This is a genomic window from Alphaproteobacteria bacterium, assembly GCA_015231795.1.
Lineage (GTDB): Bacteria > Pseudomonadota > Alphaproteobacteria > Rhodospirillales > WMHbin7 > WMHbin7.
Window position 1 is genome coordinate 392351 of sequence record JADGAX010000001.1, and the last position, 20774, is coordinate 413124.

Consider the following 20774-nt stretch of genomic DNA (forward strand, 5'->3'; position numbering starts at 1 on the left):
GTGGGTTACGTTCCTACCTTTCTCCTTTCAAGCCGCATGCCAACACCAACCATATGATTTACAACGATTTAGCTGGGTGACGTCTTGAATGGAACCCGACAGGACGTCGGGTTTCGGACAGGATCGACGTTTTTCACCCTGCGTTCAGCTTGGCCATGGATATAATCGGGCCATGCAACCTTTGGCCTTGTTTCTATCCCTGTTGATTGCCGCCGCCCCCGGCGCCCTGGCTGATTCCATCAGCCAGGACGAGGCGCGCGAAGCCGTGAAAAAGGGAGACATCCGCCCGCTTTCCGACGCCATCGCTAAAGCCGAATCGGCTTATCAGGGACATTTGCTGGACGCCGAGTTGGAGCGCGAAGACGGTAAATACGTTTATGAAATCAAGATGATGACCAAGGAAGGCTGGCGCAGGAAACTCTATCTTGATGCGCAAACGCTAGAGATTATGAAGGAAAAGGCCAAGCCGCCCCACGACAAGAAGGGCAAATAGTCATGCGCCTTTTGGTGATCGAAGACGACAAACGTCTGGCCGAACAGCTTAAGAACGCCCTGACCGAGGCGGGTTACGCGGTGGACCAAGCCTTCGATGGCGAGGAAGGCCATTTCCTGGGCGATACCGAACCTTACGACGCCATCGTGCTTGATCTTGGCTTGCCAAAAATGGACGGGGTTTCCGTCCTTAAGCAATGGCGCAAGGACGGCCGGACCATTCCCGTCCTGATCCTGACCGCCCGCGACGCCTGGAGCGAGAAGGTGGCCGGTTTCGATGCCGGGGCCGACGATTATCTGGCCAAACCCTTCCATATGCAGGAGTTGCTGGCCAGATTGCGGGCCTTGATCCGCCGCTCGGCGGGCCAGGCTTCACCGCTTTTGGAATGCGGGCCGCTGGCTTTCGACACCAGCAGCGGTACCTGCACGCTAGGCGGTCGCGACATTCCCCTGACCGCCCATGAATCGCGTATCATCGGCTATCTGTTGCATCACAGGGGCAAGATCGTGTCGCGCACCGAACTGACCGAACATGTCTACGCCCAGGATTTCGACAGGGATTCCAATACGATAGAGGTGTTCATCGGCCGCTTGCGCAAGAAGTTGGGCGAAGGGCTGATCCGCACCCACCGAGGCCAAGGCTATCGTCTGGCGGAGCCGGATGAACCTGCCTAACCCGCCCACCGCCTCGATCCGCAAACGCCTTGTCCTGTTGTCGGGTCTGTGGCTGGCCGCCGCCTTGCTGGCGACCGGCCTTTTGCTGGTGCATCTGTTCAAAATCCACGCCGAGGAAGCCTTTGACGCCGAACTGTCCGGGCAGATCGAGGAACTGGCGGCGCTGGCCGACCTGAACATCGAAGGCCAAGCCGCTATCGACCGTCCCCCCGCCGATCCGCGCTATGGGCGGGCCTATTCGGGCTGGTACTGGCTTTTGCTGCAAGACGGCAAGGAAGCCGCCCGTTCCCGTTCGCTGTGGGATGGTGAATTGGTCTTGCCCGCCCCGCTGCCCGCCGAAGCCTTCAATCTGACCGGCCCCAGGGGCGAGGATCTACGCGCCCTGACAAGGTCCATTCGCCTGACGGAGACGTCGCCGCCCCTGGTCTTTCTGGCGGCAGGCCCCCAGCAACGCATCCATGCCGCCAGTTGGGATTTCGCGGGTCACATCGCCCTGACCTTCTTTCTGCTGGGTGGCGGCTTGATCGCCGCCATCCTGATTCAGGTGACATGGGGCTTAAAGCCCCTGCAACGGCTGCGTCAGTCCCTGGCCGAAATCCGGGTCGGCAAAAGACAGCATCTCGATGGAAGTTTTCCATATGAAATCAGCCCGCTAACTGACGGCATCAACGAATTACTCGACCATAATGCAAAAACCGTCGAGCGGGCGCGCACCCATGCGGGCAATCTGGCTCATGCTTTGAAGACCCCTCTGGCGGCCCTGATGAACGAAGCCCACGCGATGCCCGGCCCCGAGGGGGAGAGATTGCAAATCTTGGCCAGCGAAATGAACGCCAGCATCACCCACCATTTGAAGCGCGCCCGCATCGCGGCGGCCAAGGGTGTGCTGGGCAGCCGCACGGAACTGGCGGAAACGGCGTCGCGGCTGGTTCAGACCATCGGCAAACTGAAGGCCGGACGAAGCCTGAAGGCGACATTGGAAGGCGAGCGCGGCTTGTGGTTCCAGGGCGAGCGCCAGGACCTGGAAGAAATGCTAGGGGTGTTGATCGAAAACGCCTTCATCTGGGCGTCAACGCGGGTCAGGGTAACTTTGGGTCAGGCGGCGGAACAGATCAGCGTGACGATCGAGGATGACGGCCCCGGCATCCCCCAGGAACGCCAAGCCGAGATGCTTGAGCGCGGCAAGCGGCTGGACGAAAGCGTGCCCGGCAGCGGATTGGGCCTGTCCATCGCCCTGGATCTGGCCGAAGCCTATGGCGGCAAGCTGGAACTGGGCGTTTCGGAGCTGGGCGGACTTGCCGTGCGCCTGGAGCTTCCCAAAGCCCAATCTTGATCCCCTGTTGCCGTCTCCCATCTCTACTCCTATGCTGCGCCCCCGCATTTTGGAGTAGCCTTGCATGACCGCGCCTCGCCACGACTGGACAACCAACGAAATCGAAACGCTGCTGGCGCTGCCTTTGCTCGAATTGGTGTCGAAGGCCCACGAGATCGCCAAGGCCAATACCGACAACCAGGGCGTTCAACTGGCGGCTCTGATGAACATCAAGACCGGGGGCTGCGCCGAGGATTGCTCCTATTGCAGCCAGTCGGCCCATCACGAGGCCCTGGATATCACCCGCACGCCCTTAAGCCGTTTGGACGAGGTGGTGATGGCCGCCAAAGAGGCCAAAAAGCAAGGAACCGTCCGCTTTTGCATGGGCGTCGCCGGGCGAGAAGTGACCGATGGCCCTGAATTTGAAGCTGTTCTCGAAATGGTGCGCGCCGTTCGCGCCCAGGACATGGAACCTTGCCTGACCATGGGCATGCTGAAACCGCGCCACGCCAAAGCGCTGAAGGCGGCGGGGCTGCAATCCTACAACCACAATATCGACACCAGCCCCGAATATTACGGCCAGATCATCACCACCCGCACCCTGGAAGACCGGCTGGAAACCCTGGCCATCGTGCGCGAACAGGGCATCGATCTGTGCACCGGGGTCATCATCGGCTTGGGCGAAAGCCTTGCCGACCGCGCTTCGGCGCTGCGCGTGCTGGCCAACATGAACCCGCACCCCGAAAGCGTGCCCATCAACGCCCTGGTCGCCATCGAAGGCACGCCGCTCGAAGAGCGCGAAGACGTCCCGCCGCTCGACTTCGTGCGCATGATCGCCACGGCAAGGATCGTCATGCCCCGCTCGCGCATCCGGCTTGCCGCCGGGCGCAGGCGCCTAAGCCCGGAGGCCCAGGCGCTTTGCTTCCTGGCCGGGGCCAACTCGATCTTCTACGGTGAGCGTCTTTTGACCACGGACAATGCCGACCCTGACCAGGACCGCGCTTTCCTTAGGGAATTAGGGGTGCAGGTTCCAGCCTGAGGGGGTTGCGGCTATCCTGCCCGCCCATTATGATGCCGGACTTTTTCAAAGGGTTGACCGATGCTTGAAGCACTGCACAACGCCTCCAAGACCTGGGTGGTCAAAATCCTCCTGGCCTTGCTGATCGTCAGTTTCGCCGCCTGGGGCGTTGGCGACGTCTTCAAGCGAGTCACGTCCGACAACACGGCCGCCGACGTGGGCGACCGCGTCATCACCATTCAGGAACTGGCCAAGAGTTTCGACCGCGAGGTCAAGCGCCTGCGCCCGTTGTTCGGAAACAAGCTCACCAACGAGCAGGCCCGCCAGATGGGTCTGCTGGACCGTTCGCTGGAGCAATTGGTGGCTCGCAACCTGATCGAGCTTGAAGCCAAGCGTCTTGGTCTTTCGGTGGGCGACGGCGAATTGCAGCAGATGATCAGAAGCATTCCCGCCTTCCAAGGCGAGAACGGCGGCTTCGACAAAAACCTGTATCTGAGCACGCTTGGCGACAACAACATGTCCGAGCAGGACTTTCTGAAGCTGCTGCGCGGCGATGTCGTGCGCGGCCAACTGTTAAGCGCCATCAGCGGCGCCGTGCCGGTTCCCAACGTGCTGGTCAACGAGGTCTTCGCCCACCGCCATGAAAGACGCGTGGCCGACATGCTGGTTGCCGAGGCGGCGTCCATGACCGCCCCCGCCTTGCCCGCGGACAGCGTTCTGGCCGAGTTTCACAAGGCCAACGCCGCCCAGTTCACGCAGCCGGAAACAAGGCAAATCCAGGTTCTGCACGTCACCTTGGACAATCTGGCGCAAGAGGCCAAGCCTTCCGACGCCGATGTCGAGGAAGCCTACCGGGTGCGCGTTGCGGAATTCGCCGAACCGGAAAAGCGCGTCGTTCTTCAGATGCTGTTCGACAATGCCGACAAGGCCAAGGCCGCCAGCGCCCGCCTGGACAAGGGCGAGTCTTTCGTCAAGGTCGCCAAGGAAGAAGCGGGCATGGACGAGCCTTCGACCCTTCTGGGCCGCATCGATCGGCGCGATCTGCCAGCCGAACTGTCCTCGCCCGTCTTCTCACTGCCCAAGGATGGCGTGACGGCGCCGATCAAATCGCCCATGGGTTGGCATCTTCTGAAAGTGACGGGCATCAATCCGTCGACGTCGAAGCCCCTCCAGGACGTCAAGGAACAGATCGCCGCCGAACTGGCCCAGGAAAATGCGGGCAAGGCGCTCAGCACCCTTTCGGCGCAAATCGTCGATGAAGTGGCGGGCGGCTCGCACATCGAAGAGGCCGCCAAGAAGTTCAACATCAAGCTGACCTCCTTCGGTCCCCTGGACGCCAAGGGCCGGGACATGACTGGCGCTCCAGTCAAAAAACTGCCAGCTCCCAACAAACTTCTGGAATTGGCCTTTTCCACGCCGGAAGGGTCCGACAGTCCGGTCATCGAATTGGATGACGGCATTCTGGGCGTCAAAGTCGACAAAGTGACCCCCGCCGCCTTGAAGCCGTTCGCCGAGGTGCAGGGACAAGTCAAGGCCCTGTGGCAGGAGAGCGAGCGGCGCAAGATAGCCGTCGAGCGCGCCCAGAAGGCCCTGGAACGTTTGAAGGCGGGCGCCGCATTGGGAAGCGTGGCGCAGGAACTGGGTTTGAAGATCAAATCCACGCCGCCCTTCACGCGCGATTCCCAGCCCAATGAACACGGCCTGCCCCCCAAGCTGGTGGCCGACATGTTCAAGGCCAAGCCGGGCGACGCCGCGATGTCGATCACCCAGGAAGGCGCCATGGTGGCGCGCCTGGGCAAGGTCGTGGCAGCCGACATCAAGAACAACGCCGATCTGCGCACCGAAATCGCCCAGGGGCTTGAGCAAGGACTGTCCGCCGACCTGATCGATCAGTACACCAGCGCCCTGGCGGCGCGCTATGGGGTGAAGAAGCACGAAAAGACAATCAACAGCTATTTCGACAGACCATGAAGTCCCTTCCCGCATTCGACGCCTTCGCCCGCAACTATCGTGACGGCAAGCCCCAGGTCGTCTGGACGCGTCTGATCGCCGATCTGGAAACGCCGGTTTCCGCCTATCTGAAACTGGCCGAGGGCCGCCCCAACAGCTTCTTGCTTGAATCCGTCGAAGGCGGCGCCGTGCGCGGACGCTATTCGCTGATCGGCTTGAAGCCGGATCTAATCTGGCGCTGTCGGGGCAATCAGGCGGAAGTCAACCGCGACGCCCTGAAAAGCGCCGAGGGATTCTTGCAAGACGATCGGGGCGCCATCGACAGCCTGCGCGCCCTGGTGGCCGAAAGCGCCATCGACCTGCCGCCCGAACTGCCCCCCATGTCGGCAGGACTGGTTGGCTATATGGGCTACGATACCGTGCGCCTGATGGAACGCCTGCCCGACGCCAATCCCGATCCCTTGGGCGTGCCCGACGGATTGTTTGTGCGCCCCACCATCATCGCCATCTTCGACAATGTCGACGCGATGGTGACCGTGGTGACGCCCGTGCGCCCCAGGCACGGCGTTTCCGCCGAAGCCGCCTATGACCTGGCCGCCGAACGTCTGGCCGACACGGTGGCCGATTTCTCGCGCCAATTGCCCTATCGGCGCGAAGTGGCGGACGAAACCGCAAAACTGCCGGACCCCCAGGCCAACACGACCAGCGAGGAATTCCACGCCATGGTCGCCAAGGCCAAGGACTACATTCTGGCGGGCGACATTTTTCAGGTGGTGCTGGGGCTGCGCCTGTCTGTCCCCTTCAAGCTGCCCCCCTTCTCGCTTTACCGGGCGCTAAGGCGCACCAACCCCTCGCCCTTCCTGTTCTTCCTGGATTTCGGCGGCTTTTCCATCGTGGGGTCCAGCCCCGAGATTCTGGTCAGGCTGCGCGACGGCGTGGTGACCATCCGCCCCCTGGCGGGCACGCGCAAGCGCGGCGCAACCCCCGAGGAAGACAAGGCCCTGGCCGCCGACCTATTGTCCGACCCCAAGGAACTGGCCGAGCATCTGATGCTGCTGGACCTGGGCCGCAACGATGTGGGCCGGGTGGCCAAGATCGGTTCGGTGCGCGTGACCGATCAGATGTCGGTCGAATATTATTCCCAGGTCATGCATATCGTGTCGAACGTGGTGGGGCGCATCGACCCCAAACACGACGCGATGGACGCCTTGATGGCCGGTTTTCCGGCGGGCACCGTTTCGGGCGCCCCCAAGGTGCGGGCCATGGAGATCATCGACGAGTTGGAGCCGGTGCGCCGCAGCTTCTATGCCGGATGCATCGGCTATCTGGCCGCCAACGGCGCCATGGACACCTGCATTGCGCTGCGCACCTCGCTGATCAAGGACGGCACGATGTATGTTCAGGCCGGGGCGGGCATCGTTTATGACAGCGTGGCCGAATCCGAGTATCAGGAATGCATGAACAAGGCCCGGGCCTTGATCCGCGCCGCCGAGGAAGCCGTGCGCTACTCGCCTGCAAATTAGTCTTTTTGCTCATGTTTCTTTACACTCCCTTCAGAAAATCGGCTTAAGATTTATTCTAGGAAAAGAGCCTCTAGGGGGAAGACCCGGCCGTGGCAAACCAGAACGACGAAGATCATGGCTTAAGAGCCCCCAGCTTTCCGCTTCACGACCGGCGTCGGCGCCGTCCCGAGGAATTGCTTCCGCCCAAGGGGCAACTTGCCGGATGGATCGAGTTTTTCCCAAAATTCCTGCGCCTGGCGGGTCCCTATTGCCGCAGCGAAGAGGCGTTTCAGGTCTGGTGGCGCACGGCGGTGCTGGTCGTTCTGACCGTCGCCTCGGTCAGCTTGGCGGTGGCCCTCAACAAATGGAACGAGGCCCTGTTCAACGCGCTGGAATTGCGCGAGATGCATCGCTTCTTCTTCCTGATCGGCATCCTGGGGCTGATCATCGTTTTAAACGTCAGCGTCGGCACCCTGCATCTCAGGTTCAAGCGCCGCCTGCAAATCGGCTGGCGCAATTGGCTGACCAAGCGTTTGATGAATGAATGGATGAGCCATGGGCGGCATTATCTGGTGACCCATATGCCGGGCGACCACAACAATCCCGATGGCCGCATCGCCGAAGACATCCGCATCACCACCGAAACCGCCATCGATTTGGCGGGATCGCTGCTCTACTGCATTTTGCTGCTGATCAGTTTCGCCAGCATCCTGTGGACATTGTCCGGCCCGCCCGAAGTTCAGTACGGCAGTTTCTCCTTTTATCTGCCCGGCCATCTGGTCTGGATCGCCATCCTGTACGCCATGGTCGGCACCGGCATTGCCATGGTGCTGGGCTATCCCCTGGTCAGGGCGGCCAATCAGCGCCAGACCGCCGAGGCCGACTTTCGCTATAGTCTGGTTCATGCTCGCGAAAACTCGCTGCCCATCGCGCTGTTGCGCGGCGAACGGCACGAGCGGGGCATCTTCTCGTGGCTGTTCAAACTGGTCACCGTGGCCTGGGACAAGCAGACTCAGGCGCTCACCTATCTGTTCATGTTCTCGACCGCCTGGTCGATCCTGGCCGCCATTTTCCCGATCATGGTGGCCGCCCCTCGCTATATCGCCCACGTCATCACCCTGGGCGTTCTGATGCAGACGGCGCAGGCTTTCCAGCAGATGGTGGCCGCCCTGTCCTGGCCGATCGACAATTTCGCCAACATGGCCGCTTGGCGCGCCTCGGTGGAGCGCGTCCAGAATCTGCACCACGCGCTTGACCATCTGGCCGACCGCGTCGATGCGCCGGGATGGGAACGCATCGACGTCGCAAGCGGCGACTTGCCCGTCCTTTCCTTCAAGAATTTCGAACTTGCCAGCGCCGACGGCGACATGGTGATCAGCAAATTCACCGCGGACATCGCCCTGGGCGAGAAGATTCTCGTCGATGGCGAACCCGGCGCGTCGGTCAATCTGTTCAAGGCGGTGGCTGGTCTTTGGCCATGGGGGAGCGGAAAGATCGAACTGCCTAAGGACGGGCGCATTTTCATCATGTTGCAGCACCCATTCCTGCCCGAGGGCAAGCTGAAATCATGCATCTGCTATCCGGCGGAAGAGTTCACCTATGAAGAGGACGTCGCACGCCACGCCTTGGTTCGCGTCGGCCTGACACATTTGGTCGACCGTCTGGAAGAACATGACAAATGGGATCAGATTCTGTCGTCGGCAGAACAGCAAAGGCTGAGTTTCGCTAGGCTTCTCATCCAGCGCCCCGACTGGATTTTCATCCAGGAAGCCCTGGACGCCTTGGACCCGATCGGCGAGGCCGACATGATGGAACTGCTGAAATCGGAATTCGCCGGCTCCACCGTGATCACCATCGGCCACCATGCCGGGTCGGTCGGCTATTATCAGCGCGTGCTGACGCTTTACCGCAAAAACGGTTACGCCGTCATCGAGGATTCGAAAGACGAGCAATCCGGCCAGATCGACGAAAGACGGTAGATTCCGCGCAACCAAGCGGATCATTCAAAGAGAAGACGTCCAAAAAAACCCAATATTTCACAAGAGTAGATTAAAAATATATTTTCGACGGGCAGTTGAATTTAGGCTAAAATACCCCCACGATATCTAAGACCAATCGATCCGCCTAGAGAATCGAAACCCTAATCCTATGCTCAAGACGCCAAGCATTTCCTCCTACACTGCGCAGTGGCTTCTTCTGGGGGGCGCACTTTTTCTCCTGTGCTTGAATGGCGGCTACAACATTTTGCTCGACCACCATCATGTGACGGATTCCGAGCGCCAACGGCTTCAGACCCAAGCCCAGGTGATCCACAAGAACCTGGAACAGGAAATCAGGGCCACCAACGCCGCCCTTCAGGAACTCGTCAACGATCTCCCCCGCTGGCGCGGCAAGGACGGTTGGGGAGACGGCGCAACCGTGCGTCTTAGGGCGCTCGCCAACGCCATGCCCGGCATTCGAACCTTTTCCATCGTCGACAAGAACGGGATCGTGAGCGCCGCCAACCGACCGGAAATTTTGGGAGCGAACGTTTCCAGTCGCGATTACTTCAAGGATGCGCAGCGAGCGCCTTCCCCCGACATGCTGTATCTCTCGCCGCCCTTCACCAGCCTTCTCAACGTCTTCATCATCGGGGCCACCCGGATGATCCCCGGCCCCAACGGCGGGTTCGACGGCGTGGTGAACGCCAGCCTCGACCCCGATTATTTTGCCACCCTTCTGTCCTCGGTCAATTATGCGCCGGACATGTGGTCTGCCCTGGCGCACAGCAGCGGCATCCATTTCATGCTGCGCCCCGATCGCGAGGGAACGGCGGGCATGAACGTCTTAAAGCCTAATTCGTTTTTCACAAGACACATGGAAAGCGGAAAAGACGTAAGTATTTTCAGCGGAACGGTTTATGGAACCGGCGAGAACCGCATCATGGCCATGATCAACATCCGCCCCGAGAATCTGCAAACCAACCACTTCTTCGTGGCCTCGGTCAGCCGCGACATCGACAGCGTCTATGCCGTCTGGACCAGAAGCGCCATTACGCAGGCCGCCATTCTCGCCGTGATTGCGTTGGCCTCGATCCTGGCGCTGGCCCATTACCAAAAACGCGCCCGTCATTTCGAGGCCGCGCGCAAGGATTCCGAGGCCGCCCTTCAGAAAAGCCTGGCTGACTTCAACGATCTGGTGAATCAGATTCCGGTCGGCATCTACAAACTGCGCATGCAGAGCAATGGCAGCCAGCGTTTCGAATATGTCAGTCCTCGCTGGTGCAGCGATCTGGGCGTTTCCAGGGAAACCGCCATGGAGAGCGTCGAAGCGACTTTCTCGAAATTCCATCCCGAGGATATGGAGAAGTTCTTCAAGTTCAACACCGAGGCGCGCCTGAAGCTGAAACCATTCGAGTGGGAAGGCCGCCTAATCAATGAGAACGGCGAAACGCGCTGGCTGCACATTGAATCGCGCCCCAACCTGCAGGCGAATGGCGACATTATCTGGAGCGGCATCCAATACGACATCACCGAGCGCGTGGCGTTGCTGGACAACCTGAAACGCTCGAACGCCGATCTCGAACAGTTCGCCTATGTCGCCTCGCACGATCTGCGCGAACCTTTGCGCATGATCAGCGGTTTCGTCTCGCTGCTGGCCAAGAGGAATATCGACAAGTTCGACGAAGATTCGAAGGAATTCATCGCTTTCGCCGTCGATGGCGCCAAACGCATGGACGGCATGATTCAAGACCTGCTGGAATATTCCCGCATCGGACGGGGCGACCGGGCCTTCACCCTGGTCGATCTGAAGGAAGCGGTGGATGAAGCCGTTTTGAATCTAAAGCCAACCATCGAGGGATCGAACGGAACGATCGAATTCACCTCCCCCCTGCCCGCTGTGCGCGGCGATTACGGCATGCTGATGAGTCTGTTCCAGAACCTGATCGGCAACGCCCTGAAATATCGCGATCCGGATCGCAAGCCGGTGATTCGCATATCCGCCGCCAAGGCCTTTGGACAATGGGTCATCACCGTGGCCGACAACGGCATCGGCATGGCGCCAGAGAATCTCGACCGCATCTTCGGCGTGTTCCAGCGCCTGCACAGCCGACAGCAATACGGGGGAAGCGGCATCGGCTTGGCCATCTGCAAGAAGGTCGCCGAGCGGCATCAGGGACGGATTTGGGTCGAATCGACACTCGGAGAGGGCAGCGCTTTTCACGTCAGCCTGCCCGACAAACATCTGTCGTAAGGACGATTACACCCGGCTGAGAGCGCCCACGAAGCCCAGCAGTTCCTCGCGCGCATCCGTGATCGGCGCCAACGTCAGCAAGACCATTTCATCCAACAGGATTTCAAGCGAAACAGTTTCGCCATCCAACAGCTTGTCCATCGCCCCGGTCAGAACTCCGCCGATGGCAACCGGCAGACTGTCCGGCGCATGCTGGCCCAGCATGGCGAAGGGAGCCTTGTCGACCAATTTCCCGAAAGCCAGATTGCAGCCCAAAATGACGCATTCCGTGTCGAGATAGAACAAGGGCAGCGCCACGGCATCGATCATGCGTTGATGAAAGTCCAATTGGCGGCGCAGCACATCGAAGGCTTGCTGACGGTCGCTGACGTCGCGATAGGCCACCACGGCGCCCTCAATCCCATCCGCTTGGCCTCGCATCGGATTGACGATGTAATCGACGGGAATCGGCGTTCCATCCTGGCTGGTCAGGAAAACATCCGAAACATGACGGACCTGACCATCCGCCAGCGTCTTGGCGATCTGGCTGCCTTCGAACAGGCACAGCCTGCCGTCGGCATCGATTTCCCTGAAGGCCGTCTGCGGGAATCGTCCCATCACGTCGTCACTGGCAAGCCCCGTCATGCGCAGAATTTCAGGATTGAGAAAGACGGTTTTGCCCGACGCGTCAAGCCCCACAACCCCCTCGCCCAGCGAGCTTAGAATCTGATCGTGGCGGTGATGCAGCCGCTCGATGGTCAGTTGGCTGGCTTTGCGATATTCGGCATAAAGAATGGCGCGCCTTAGTTGATCGCCATCGGCATGGCCCTTGACCAGATAATCCTGAGCGCCCTCTTTGACGGAATCATAGCCTACCTTGGCGTCGTCAAGACCGGTCAGGACCACGATGGGAACCGCAGGCGCCGCCTCCATGACAGCACGCACCGTGTTCATGCCAAACGAGTCGGGCAAGGACAGGTCCAACAGCACAGCATCAATGCCGCCCGCGGCAAGTCGCTCCTTGGCGACTGCCAAGCAATCGGCATGGACGACGTCGAATTCGACCAGAGTTTCCGAGGCCAAGGCAAGCTGAACCAACCTGGCGTCTCCGGCATTGTCCTCGACAAGAAGTACGCGCATGTGACGAAGTTCGCTCATGATGGATGCTTTCCGTTTGTCATGTTCCAGTGGGCCTTCTTTCCGCATCTCTGTTCTTGTCGCCCAGCGACCAGATTTTAGGCATGATCATTTCCGGCTGGACCCGACGGTGGTCCGGCCCCTTCAAGCTCTTCATTTCATGGCGACGCCGATCCGGCCCCATGAAGGACTTTGCCTTGACGAACGGCCTGGGATGGAAAACCGCGCTGATGATGCGGACATACAAAGCCTCGGCGGAAATCGGCTTGGCCAAGAATTCGTTGACGCCGACGTCCCTGGCCCTGGAAACGATGTAGCGCTCGGTATGACCGGTCAGCATGATGATCGGCATCAAAGGATTATGGCTGTCGCTGCCTGTTCGAATCAGGCGGGTCAGATCGATGCCATCCAGCAAATCCAACGCGTATTCCGTAATCAGAAGATCGTAGGGACTGACCTTCAACTCGTTGATGGCGCTTGGCCCATCGTTTGTTTCTTGCACGTTGCGCATGCCAAACGCGCGCAGCACGCCCTTCAGCAAGGTGCGCATATGCCTGTTTCCATCGACGATCAGACAACTGACGCGCTCCAGCGCGTGCACGGTCTGATCGACGGAGGCTTGAATGCTGACGCCATTCGTCAAAGTCATGAAAACAGACTCGAATCAAGATGATCGAACAATGAAAACTAGCACGACCCAGCCGTTCTTACGAACGGCTAAATAGTGGTCATATAACCGCCAAGCGACTGGCAGGCCACCACCGCTTCGTTTTTGTCCATTTATCGAAGTCCAAAATGGTCATTAAGTCGTTGGCTCCATCTGCGCCATTCTAAGTCCCATGCGCCGTCATGGTCTATCCCCTGCACAGTCACCAATTTGAAGGAAGGGGCATACTTTCCTTTCCACTGACATGATTTTGCTTTGCTCTGTCTTTCCTCGACAGAAGTCTGCAATTTCGCAAGATAGCTCTCGACCACGCGAGGGGGAACGACATCGTCATCCTCACCGGCTAGATGCAATTGCGGCACGCAAAGAAGAAAGGACGTAAAATCGACCGGACTTAGTGACTCTCGCAGCGGGCCAATCTTATTGATAGCGGTCCAAAGGTCGATATCGAGGGGGGCCGCTACCGTTGCCAACAATGCAATGTCTTGCCGCCTTGCAGCAATCAGAGCCGCCATCACGCCCCCGCCCGAATAACCGACCAGTTGAATGCCGTTATGCTCTTTGCCAAATGCGATTTCGTCGATAGCGGAATCGACGGCTTGCACCAACTCAGGCGAGAAACGGGCATAAGTCCAATGACGCGTCTCGCAGCCAGAAGAATGCCTGCCCGCGAACTGGCAAGGTCGCGCCAGATAATGTGTCGCCAGCGGATCAGCCAGGGCCATTCTGAGCGCCACCGGGTTTCGCGGCGAAGGATCAGAAGACGGCGTGGACGGCGACGTCCATGAATAACCGTCTCCTTCGATATAGATGCGCAAGAATGTCCCGTTTTGCCGCGCTGGCGCGCGAAATCCCTGCAAGGAAAACCTTGCCGCGTCATTGGCGACAAAAGGAGACCAGCCGCCACTCTTCGCCAGCCCCTCGGCATGGCTGTAGCGCGACTCGAATGGAAGGGGCGTAGCGCAGCCGTTCAAGACAAGCGCCAGAAGGCATACACAAGAAAAAACGGCCAGTCCGATGGGACTGGCCGTTTGATATTTTGATTTCACTCAGGTTTAGAAGTTCAGGCGGATCGCACCGACGACCGACCATTGGTTGGTGTGGTCGCGCATCACCGGGGCCGAAGCCTCGATTGAACCGACTGACACGTCGCCCATATAGAACCTCGTGCCTGCCTTAAGCAGAACGTCGTCGCTATCAGGCGAATTGCCGTCCGAGAAATCATAGCGATAGGCAGCGCCTGCATATGGTTCGAACACATTGGCGAACAAATATCCAACGCGACCGCCCAGCGAGGCCCGACCAAGACGGGCATCATGCGAAAGAACTTTGTTGGAGTTGCTTTCGGTGAAGGCATCCTTCTTTTCCCAGGCGTACAGAGTGCCAAGGGTAGCGCCAAGACGCCAGTTGTTGATGTTCTTGTCCGCATTTAGGTTCAACTGTCCGAAATAGCGGGCACCATCAGTTTTGCCCGTGATTGTGGAGTTGTCGCCCGGATCAATGCGGTCCATGTCATAAGACAGGTTGCTGTAACCGGCAGTCAAATCTGCGCTGAACATCTCATCAATGATGAGGGCAGCATAGGGAGCAACCGTCCAGCCGCTACCATCAAAGTTGCCGCGATTGAACTTCGTATCGAGGCTGACATCTTCCCAAGCACCGCTAAGGCCGATGAATAGTCTCTGGGTAACACGGTAATCGATGCCCGCAGCACCCGTCCAAACGCGACCGTCAAAGTTGTTGTCGCTGCGGTTATAATTGATGTGGCTATAACCACCGCTCAACCAAATGCCCCACTTGGCGGGCGCATTGCCGGCAGCAAGACCGCCATCCTCGTCGAAGTTCAATTCGACACCCTTGGCGCTAAGCCCAGGCATAACCGTCGACGAGTTCGCGCTCATCAGCGCCACGACGTCGGAAACCGTTCCAGTGCGTGACTGCGACTCGACGGATTGAGGAGTCAGCCACCTTTCGCTGGCGCTGGACTCTCCGGAAGCCAAGATAGGACGCGCACGCGAGGCGGAAGTCGAAGCGTTCTCGGCGGTTGCGCTAGAGACGACCTGCGCCTCTTGCGGGGCAGCGCCCTCAAACTTCTCGAACTCGTAGCCGTTCAGGAACTGGTCGCGCTGCAGCTTGGCCAGACGCAGACGCTCTTCCTCAGCCTTCTTGGTGCGCAGACCATCCAACAACGTCACATTCTCGGCCTTCTTCTGGGCCGCCATCTGACGACTGACAGAACGAGTGATGTTGTTGACGCGATCCGAGATCAGGCCGACGGTCTGCGTCGTCGCAGCCTTCAACACTTCGTTCGACACCACTGCAACGCTGTTCTTTGCCGCATTCGTGCCGCATTCGGCACTGTAGGTGCTCGAACCTGAGCCGTAAGTGTCGGAGTAGCCGCCACCGCAAGGGGCGCCGCTGGTTTGCTGACCGGCAATTGCTTGCCCCGTAACAAGCAGCATCACAGCGCCGCTAAAAAGTGCTGAACGCAAGTAAACGTTCTTCATGAGACAACCCCGCGTCAAAATATCGATCATCAAACCCCAGAGGGGCGATACCCCTCTCAGAACTAATTGATCTTGTCCCATATTTGGTTTGGCAATGACAGGGCTTTTCACTATTACAGACATTTTCCGCCCCCCTGTTGCACCACCGCAACAGACCGCGACTAATTAGCAACCAATCTCTTTTGCTCTTATTGATTTTTCATTTGATCAATATTTGGGCGTTCATCTTGCGCAGGGGACAGTATTTCCTTGTCTTCAACCTTGCTCTCACCCTGGCGAGGTGAGCCAACCGGCTCTGTTCGCACGGTTTCAGACTTGGGGCGGACGGGAAGCGTTTCCATCCTTTCCTTCAATAACTGGGGACTTACCTGGCGCACTGCATCGACAGCCAAGACGGGGGCAATCCCACCCATCGTCAAAAGTGACAACGCGGCAAGAAAGAAGGTTGTTTTCATGGCGGGCCTCCAGAGTGTAGCTTTCGAGATAGTGTAACCGTTAAAGATGCGCTTTCTGTCAAGGAAATATATATGTACCCTCCTGCCTGCAGGCAATTGGCTTACCGCCTTTATTTTTTTCGGAAATGACTGGACCGGACATGCCCCTCTCAATGACGCCTAAACAAAAAATGGGGGCTGCCTACGATGAAGGCAGAACACTACTTGCCAGAGCGACTTTTTTTCTACCCGCCTTGGCTACATTGTTGGTTTGTTCTGGACAGTTCATTTTTCTAATGGCCATAGAACCTATCGGTTCTACGGGGATTTGGTATCAGTCAGAACCAGTCATCATCTCCTTCCTCATTATGGGATTCCTGTCATGGCTTCTTCTAACGGCAGGGCTTCTGCATCGTCCCAAACAAGCATCCAGCCTCATAGCGAATCCCGCATTTTTTCTGCCATTGGCTGCTGGGCTTTGGGGTGGAGTCGTCGCCATCTTGTCCCCCTCACCGGGGCTGGCATTACTAGGGTCACCACAACTCGGGCAAGGCCCGATGACATTTTTGGCAGCTGCGGGCGCTTCGGGAGCCACCCTACTGTTTATCGCCCCCAACCCTAGATCGCGAATGTTGGTTTGCTGGGCAACGGCATTATCCACCGCTTTGCTCGTCATGCTGATGTTCTTGGGCGACAGGTCGTGGCAGCCCTATTTCTTTAAAGATTTTCTCGTCTTTCACGCCCTGTTCGGATGGCTTGTTCTCATGCTGTGGGGGCCGCGCAACCTTGTTGTCAAACTTATAATCTCCCTCATTGGCATCGGAATCGTCTACCTGTCGGACAATCGAACCGCTCTGGGCGCGCTGGCAATCGTGGCATCGGTCACCTTCCTTGCATTTCGCTTTCAACGCAGCGTTCCTGGCTGGGTCCTGAAAACGGCCATGGTCGCCATGCCGACCGGCCTGGTTTTGATCAGCTTGATCCTTTCATTGCTGTTGCCGCTGAAGATCGTCAGCCTGCAGGGCTATTCCGATACATCGGCGCTGGCCTCCCGCGCGATGCTGATAGAAGTCGTCAAGAAGGAAGTCAAAGAAAATCCATGGCGACTGATCGTCGGCCAGGGTTGGGGGCATTATACGCAGCAACTTCTTTCGCACCTTCGCCTGCACACGATCAAAACGTATTTCGACTTATCGAACGAAGACCGGCTTCACCACTGGGACGCCACGATCAGAGTGGACTTTCACAGCCATAACGAGGTGGTCGAAGCGCTGTCGGCTGGCGGAATGCCTGCGGCGGCACTGGCGATTCTTCCCCTGGCTTTCCTTGGCTGGCGAACGAGATCAAGACGCTGGCCGGTCGTGGCAGCCGCGATGGCCGGTTGGGCGTTCTTGCAGGGCTTCTGGTTCATGCTCCCCATTTCGCTGCCGTTGATGGCCGTGGCGACAGCCTCAGCTGGACGCCCGCTTTTCCATCCACCGGCCTTAAGCAAGCACGCGAAGCCCTGGCCAATCATCTGCCTGACAATCGCCGCCTTGCTGCTCGGGGCCATCATGGTTCTGAAGAATGACGCTAACAACGGCAGGGAGGTCCTCAACCATCGTCTCGACGCCTCGATCGACAAAGAGGTTGCCGCTTGCGATTCGCCGCTTGCCAACCACGCCAGAGGCCATCTTCACCACGCAAACATTCTGCGCCGCCTAGGAAGCGATGTTGTATCGATACTGTCCGCAGGTCGGAATTTGCGCGAAGGCGTCGTTGAGCGACTGGACCGAACACTTTGCCATGCTCGAGACGCTGCGCAATATCCAAGCGGCTTGGTGCTGGGAGTGGCCGCAATCGGCGTCTATTCGGATATTGCCTACAGCGACGCATCCGAAGGGTTCGAGCCAATTCGAATCAAGCTGCTATCCGGTTGGCAAACGACATTGGAAAGAGTGCTTGCCCAAGCACCTGAAAGAACGGATCTGGCCGTTCCATATTTTTCCTGGCTTCTAGCGAAAGGCGACGAGGCGACTCTCGCCAAGTTTGCCCAATCGCTTCTGTCGCGCAAGGGGGACGACCCTGTTGGCCTGTGGTTCTCCGGCATCGTTATGCTCGCTTATCCGGAAACGTCTTCCCAGGGAATCGAGCGCATGCTGCGCGCAATCGACCTGGGAATCGAGGAAGTCATGCCGCTCGACAACCACATCCGAACGCAGATCAAGGAATGGCGCGTACAATAGAAAAGCCGCACATCAAAACGACACGCTCATGCCGACTAATCCTTGCCAACTTTGTGCAAGGCGGCGTGAATGCCCATAAGCAAGGCCTGACCGACGGCGCCGCCATCGCCGGACAATTTCTTGGCAAGCACCAATTCCATGGATTCCGTCAGCACATGCAGCACATCCATGTCCCTGGCGTCTTTGGGCAGGCCCGATTCCAAGAAGCGCACGGCCAGAAGGCCGATCTCAGAGACCAAGGGATATCCGAAAGTCGACCCCATATCCTGAAGCGCTTGAAAAGACATGGACAAATTGCGCGCCGCCGCGACATCTTGCGATTGGCGGAAGCTGCGATAAGCCGCCATCATGGCCTTCAGGTCCTCTGTGACCCAATCGGCGTAACTCCCCTCGCCCGTCTCACTTAAGAAAAGATTCGCTTGGGCGACCGGATCGCCATGCGAAGTTGCTGAACTCGTTTGTTCGCTCATGGCAGACCTCCATTAGCGATTTCTCCACTCTTACAGTGTAAAATTAGCAGATATCAAGCGGTTTCACGCATGCCCATTGCTGGAACATGCCATGCCGTAAAAGCTTAACCGATCAGTTTGGCGTACCAGCCGGCCGAAGATTTCGGCGTGCGTTTCTGGCTTTCGAAATCGACGTGAACCAGGCCGAACCGGTTGCCGTAGCCTGATCCCCATTCGAAATTGTCCAGGAAAGACCAGACGAAATAGCCACGCACGTCGGCCCCTTTCTCCATCGCCTCATACATGGCGCCGATGAAAAGTTTTAGGTAGGTGATGCGCCTGGGATCGTCCACCTCGCCATTGGCGTCCACCTTGTCCTCGCCGCCGCAGCCATTCTCGGTGACATAGATGGGCAACTTGTAGCGGCTGGTCAGGCGCAGCAACAGATCGCGAAAGGCTTCGGGATAGATGGCCCAGCCCACTTCGTCGTTTTTGTCCTTTTCGGGCGAATCGCCCCAACCGAACCCCCAGATGCCTTTGGGATCGGCTTTGGCGAAGATGGGGCCATAGTGATTGAGGCCCAGCCAATCGACGGGGCGCGAAATTCTGGCCATGTCGCCGGGCTGTATATATGGCTCGATGGCCTTGCCGATCTGGGGCGGGTAGTAGCCCAGCAATTGAGGGTCGGGAAAGGCCAGATTCCAATGTTCGTCAAGTAGGCTGGCGGCGGCGCGGTTCTCGGGCGTGTCGGTCTCGGGCCAGACATCCTGGATATTGTAGATCATGCCCAGCTTGGCATCCGGCACTAGATCGCGCAGCACGTCGATCCCCGCCCCATGCGCCAGATTGACGTGATGAATGGCCTTCAGATGCTGTTCGCGGTCGACGATGCCGGGCGCCGCCCAGGGAATGGAATAGCCGAACAGCGTAAAGACGCAGAATTCGTTGAAGGTGGCGAAATGTTTTACCCGATCGCCATAGCGTCTGGCGATCAGGGCCGCGTAATCGGCAAACCAGCCCACGCTGTCGCGGTTGGCCCAGCCACCCAGATCGTGCAACGCCTGGGGCAGATCCCAATGATACAGACACAGCCAAGGCTGGATGCCATTTTCCAGCGTCTTGTCGATCACACGATCATAGAAATCGAGTCCCTTCTCGTTGAGCTGGCTGATCTTGCCCTTGGGCAGCACGCGCGGCCATGACACCGAGAAGCGATAAGCCTTGGCGTTCAAGCGTTTCAGAAGATCGATATCCTCGGCGTAGCGGTGATAATGGTCGCAGGCCACGTCGCCGGTATCGCCGTTCGCCACCTTGCCGGGAATGCGGCAATATGTATCCCAGATGCTGGGGCCGCGCCCGTCTTCGGCCACGGCGCCTTCGACCTGATAGGCCGAGGTCGAAAATCCCCACAGAAAGTCCTTGGGCCAGGAAGCCTTGGCTGGATCGATGCTCATGCTTACCCCCCGATTGATCGAACTCATTGGAAACCTAGCATTTTCTCAAGCAGCCCGCCATGGGGCGAAACAGGGTAAACGCTTCCTTAAGAAGGTGATAACATGATGGTGCTGTCCAATTCACAGTCAGGAAGACGCCATGCCCCGCTCTGAGCTTTCGCGCCGTGACATTCTGACCGGCGCCGCCGCCGCCGCCACCTTGGCCGCCCTGCCTGCAAAGGTGTTCGCGGCAGGTAAAGACGACGATGGAAAGACCTTTTCCAAAAACGAGATCATGCAAAAGGCCGAAGGATTTTTCGGAGCCACCACCAAGGGGCTGGCCGAAGTGATCGAAAAGGCCTTCGCCGATCACGGGCGGCCCAATGCGCTGATCTTGGGATCGGAGGCAGGCGGCGCTTTCGTGGTGGGCGTTCGGTTTGGCGAGGGCCAATTGGAGCGCAAGCAAGGCGCTGGTCGCAAGCTGTACTGGCAAGGTCCCTCGGCGGGCTTCGATTTCGGCGGCAACGCCTCGAAGGTCTTCACGCTGATCTATCATCTGAACAGCGCCGACGAATTGTTCCAGCGATTCCCTGGCGTCGATGGCAGTCTTTATGTGGTGGCCGGAGCCAGCCTGAACTATCAGCAAAGCGGCAGGATCATCCTGGCCCCCATCCGCACCGGCGTGGGCTTGCGCGCAGGGGCCAATGTCGGCTACGTCCATTACACCCGCGAGCATTCCTGGATACCGCTGTGAACCAAAC

The 20774-nt window shown here is 58.6% G+C and carries 17 protein-coding genes; 10 read left to right on the forward strand and 7 right to left on the reverse strand.

Features of this window, described 5'->3' with window-relative positions; translation table 11 throughout:
- The first annotated feature begins 172 nt into the window (after positions 1 to 172).
- From HQL44_01825 to HQL44_01860, 8 genes are all read left to right on the forward strand, one after another.
- Entirely contained in the window at positions 173 to 493 is a 321-nt protein-coding gene (locus HQL44_01825) for a PepSY domain-containing protein (GenBank protein MBF0267307.1), read from the forward strand.
- A 2-nt stretch (positions 494 to 495) separates the two neighbouring features.
- Positions 496 to 1167: a response regulator transcription factor gene (locus HQL44_01830; protein MBF0267308.1), complete on the forward strand. Its 672-nt coding sequence runs from the start codon at positions 496 to 498 to the stop codon at positions 1165 to 1167.
- Positions 1154 to 2500: a sensor histidine kinase gene (locus HQL44_01835; GenBank protein ID MBF0267309.1), complete on the forward strand. Its 1347-nt coding sequence runs from the start codon at positions 1154 to 1156 to the stop codon at positions 2498 to 2500. Before HQL44_01830 ends, HQL44_01835 begins: the two co-directional genes overlap by 14 nt.
- Before the next feature lie 64 nt (positions 2501 to 2564).
- Positions 2565 to 3518 carry a biotin synthase BioB gene (bioB, locus tag HQL44_01840; GenBank protein MBF0267310.1) on the forward strand — a complete coding sequence of 318 codons (954 nt, stop codon included), beginning with the start codon at positions 2565 to 2567 and terminating at the stop codon, positions 3516 to 3518.
- A gap of 60 nt (positions 3519 to 3578) precedes the next feature.
- Complete coding sequence (locus tag HQL44_01845; protein ID MBF0267311.1) at positions 3579 to 5468, forward strand: SurA N-terminal domain-containing protein; 1890 nt, start codon at positions 3579 to 3581, stop codon at positions 5466 to 5468.
- Positions 5465 to 6970 carry an anthranilate synthase component I gene (locus HQL44_01850; protein MBF0267312.1) on the forward strand — a complete coding sequence of 502 codons (1506 nt, stop codon included), beginning with the start codon at positions 5465 to 5467 and terminating at the stop codon, positions 6968 to 6970. Before HQL44_01845 ends, HQL44_01850 begins: the two co-directional genes overlap by 4 nt.
- An 89-nt stretch (positions 6971 to 7059) precedes the next feature.
- Entirely contained in the window at positions 7060 to 8928 is a 1869-nt protein-coding gene (locus tag HQL44_01855) for an ABC transporter ATP-binding protein/permease (protein ID MBF0267313.1), read from the forward strand.
- Positions 8929 to 9097: 169 nt separating this feature from the next.
- Positions 9098 to 11182: a PAS domain-containing protein gene (locus tag HQL44_01860; protein MBF0267314.1), complete on the forward strand. Its 2085-nt coding sequence runs from the start codon at positions 9098 to 9100 to the stop codon at positions 11180 to 11182.
- A gap of 6 nt (positions 11183 to 11188) precedes the next feature.
- Here the strand turns inward: HQL44_01860 and HQL44_01865 are convergent, their stop codons facing one another.
- The 5 genes from HQL44_01865 to HQL44_01885 all read right to left on the reverse strand — a co-directional run bounded on the left by HQL44_01865 (position 11189) and on the right by HQL44_01885 (position 15927).
- Positions 11189 to 12319, reverse strand: coding sequence for a PAS domain-containing protein (locus HQL44_01865; protein ID MBF0267315.1), 1131 nt, complete (start codon positions 12317 to 12319; stop codon positions 11189 to 11191).
- A gap of 19 nt (positions 12320 to 12338) precedes the next feature.
- On the reverse strand, positions 12339 to 12947 hold the full coding sequence (locus HQL44_01870; GenBank protein ID MBF0267316.1) for a response regulator: 609 nt from the start codon (positions 12945 to 12947) through the stop codon (positions 12339 to 12341).
- Positions 12948 to 13078: 131 nt separating this feature from the next.
- Complete coding sequence (locus HQL44_01875) at positions 13079 to 14014, reverse strand: alpha/beta hydrolase (protein ID MBF0267317.1); 936 nt, start codon at positions 14012 to 14014, stop codon at positions 13079 to 13081.
- A 6-nt stretch (positions 14015 to 14020) separates the two neighbouring features.
- On the reverse strand, positions 14021 to 15583 hold the full coding sequence (locus HQL44_01880; GenBank protein MBF0267318.1) for an autotransporter domain-containing protein: 1563 nt from the start codon (positions 15581 to 15583) through the stop codon (positions 14021 to 14023).
- Between the two features lie 77 nt (positions 15584 to 15660).
- The gene (locus HQL44_01885) at positions 15661 to 15927 is read right to left on the reverse strand and encodes a hypothetical protein (GenBank protein ID MBF0267319.1); all 267 of its coding nucleotides are present in this window, start codon (positions 15925 to 15927) and stop codon (positions 15661 to 15663) included.
- A 152-nt stretch (positions 15928 to 16079) separates the two neighbouring features.
- Between HQL44_01885 and HQL44_01890 the strand changes: the two genes are divergently transcribed.
- Positions 16080 to 18131 (forward strand): O-antigen ligase family protein, encoded by a 2052-nt coding sequence (locus HQL44_01890; GenBank protein ID MBF0267320.1) that lies wholly within the window; start codon positions 16080 to 16082, stop codon positions 18129 to 18131.
- A gap of 35 nt (positions 18132 to 18166) precedes the next feature.
- On the opposite strand, the gene HQL44_01895 is transcribed toward HQL44_01890, so the two are convergent.
- Positions 18167 to 18601 carry a hypothetical protein gene (locus tag HQL44_01895; protein ID MBF0267321.1) on the reverse strand — a complete coding sequence of 145 codons (435 nt, stop codon included), beginning with the start codon at positions 18599 to 18601 and terminating at the stop codon, positions 18167 to 18169.
- Between the two features lie 104 nt (positions 18602 to 18705).
- Positions 18706 to 20061 carry a beta-glucosidase gene (locus HQL44_01900; protein ID MBF0267322.1) on the reverse strand — a complete coding sequence of 452 codons (1356 nt, stop codon included), beginning with the start codon at positions 20059 to 20061 and terminating at the stop codon, positions 18706 to 18708.
- A 112-nt stretch (positions 20062 to 20173) separates the two neighbouring features.
- On the opposite strand from HQL44_01900, the gene HQL44_01905 reads away from it, so the two are divergent.
- Complete coding sequence (locus HQL44_01905) at positions 20174 to 20767, forward strand: DUF1134 domain-containing protein (protein ID MBF0267323.1); 594 nt, start codon at positions 20174 to 20176, stop codon at positions 20765 to 20767.
- The last annotated feature ends 7 nt before the right edge of the window (positions 20768 to 20774 follow it).

Excerpts from the sequence above, each read along its gene's own strand:
- HQL44_01825 (MBF0267307.1), top strand. The coding sequence starts at position 173 with ATGCAACCTTTGGCCTTGTTTCTATCCCTGTTGATTGCCGCCGCCCCC.
- HQL44_01830 (MBF0267308.1), top strand. The coding sequence starts at position 496 with ATGCGCCTTTTGGTGATCGAAGACGACAAACGTCTGGCCGAACAGCTT.
- HQL44_01835 (MBF0267309.1), top strand. The coding sequence starts at position 1,154 with ATGAACCTGCCTAACCCGCCCACCGCCTCGATCCGCAAACGCCTTGTC.
- bioB (MBF0267310.1), top strand. The coding sequence starts at position 2,565 with ATGACCGCGCCTCGCCACGACTGGACAACCAACGAAATCGAAACGCTG.
- HQL44_01845 (MBF0267311.1), top strand. The coding sequence starts at position 3,579 with ATGCTTGAAGCACTGCACAACGCCTCCAAGACCTGGGTGGTCAAAATC.
- HQL44_01850 (MBF0267312.1), top strand. The coding sequence starts at position 5,465 with ATGAAGTCCCTTCCCGCATTCGACGCCTTCGCCCGCAACTATCGTGAC.
- HQL44_01860 (MBF0267314.1), top strand. The coding sequence starts at position 9,098 with ATGCTCAAGACGCCAAGCATTTCCTCCTACACTGCGCAGTGGCTTCTT.
- HQL44_01865 (MBF0267315.1), bottom strand. The coding sequence starts at position 12,319 with ATGAGCGAACTTCGTCACATGCGCGTACTTCTTGTCGAGGACAATGCC.
- HQL44_01870 (MBF0267316.1), bottom strand. The coding sequence starts at position 12,947 with ATGACTTTGACGAATGGCGTCAGCATTCAAGCCTCCGTCGATCAGACC.
- HQL44_01885 (MBF0267319.1), bottom strand. The coding sequence starts at position 15,927 with ATGAAAACAACCTTCTTTCTTGCCGCGTTGTCACTTTTGACGATGGGT.
- HQL44_01890 (MBF0267320.1), top strand. The coding sequence starts at position 16,080 with ATGACGCCTAAACAAAAAATGGGGGCTGCCTACGATGAAGGCAGAACA.
- HQL44_01895 (MBF0267321.1), bottom strand. The coding sequence starts at position 18,601 with ATGAGCGAACAAACGAGTTCAGCAACTTCGCATGGCGATCCGGTCGCC.
- HQL44_01900 (MBF0267322.1), bottom strand. The coding sequence starts at position 20,061 with ATGAGTTCGATCAATCGGGGGGTAAGCATGAGCATCGATCCAGCCAAG.
- HQL44_01905 (MBF0267323.1), top strand. The coding sequence starts at position 20,174 with ATGCCCCGCTCTGAGCTTTCGCGCCGTGACATTCTGACCGGCGCCGCC.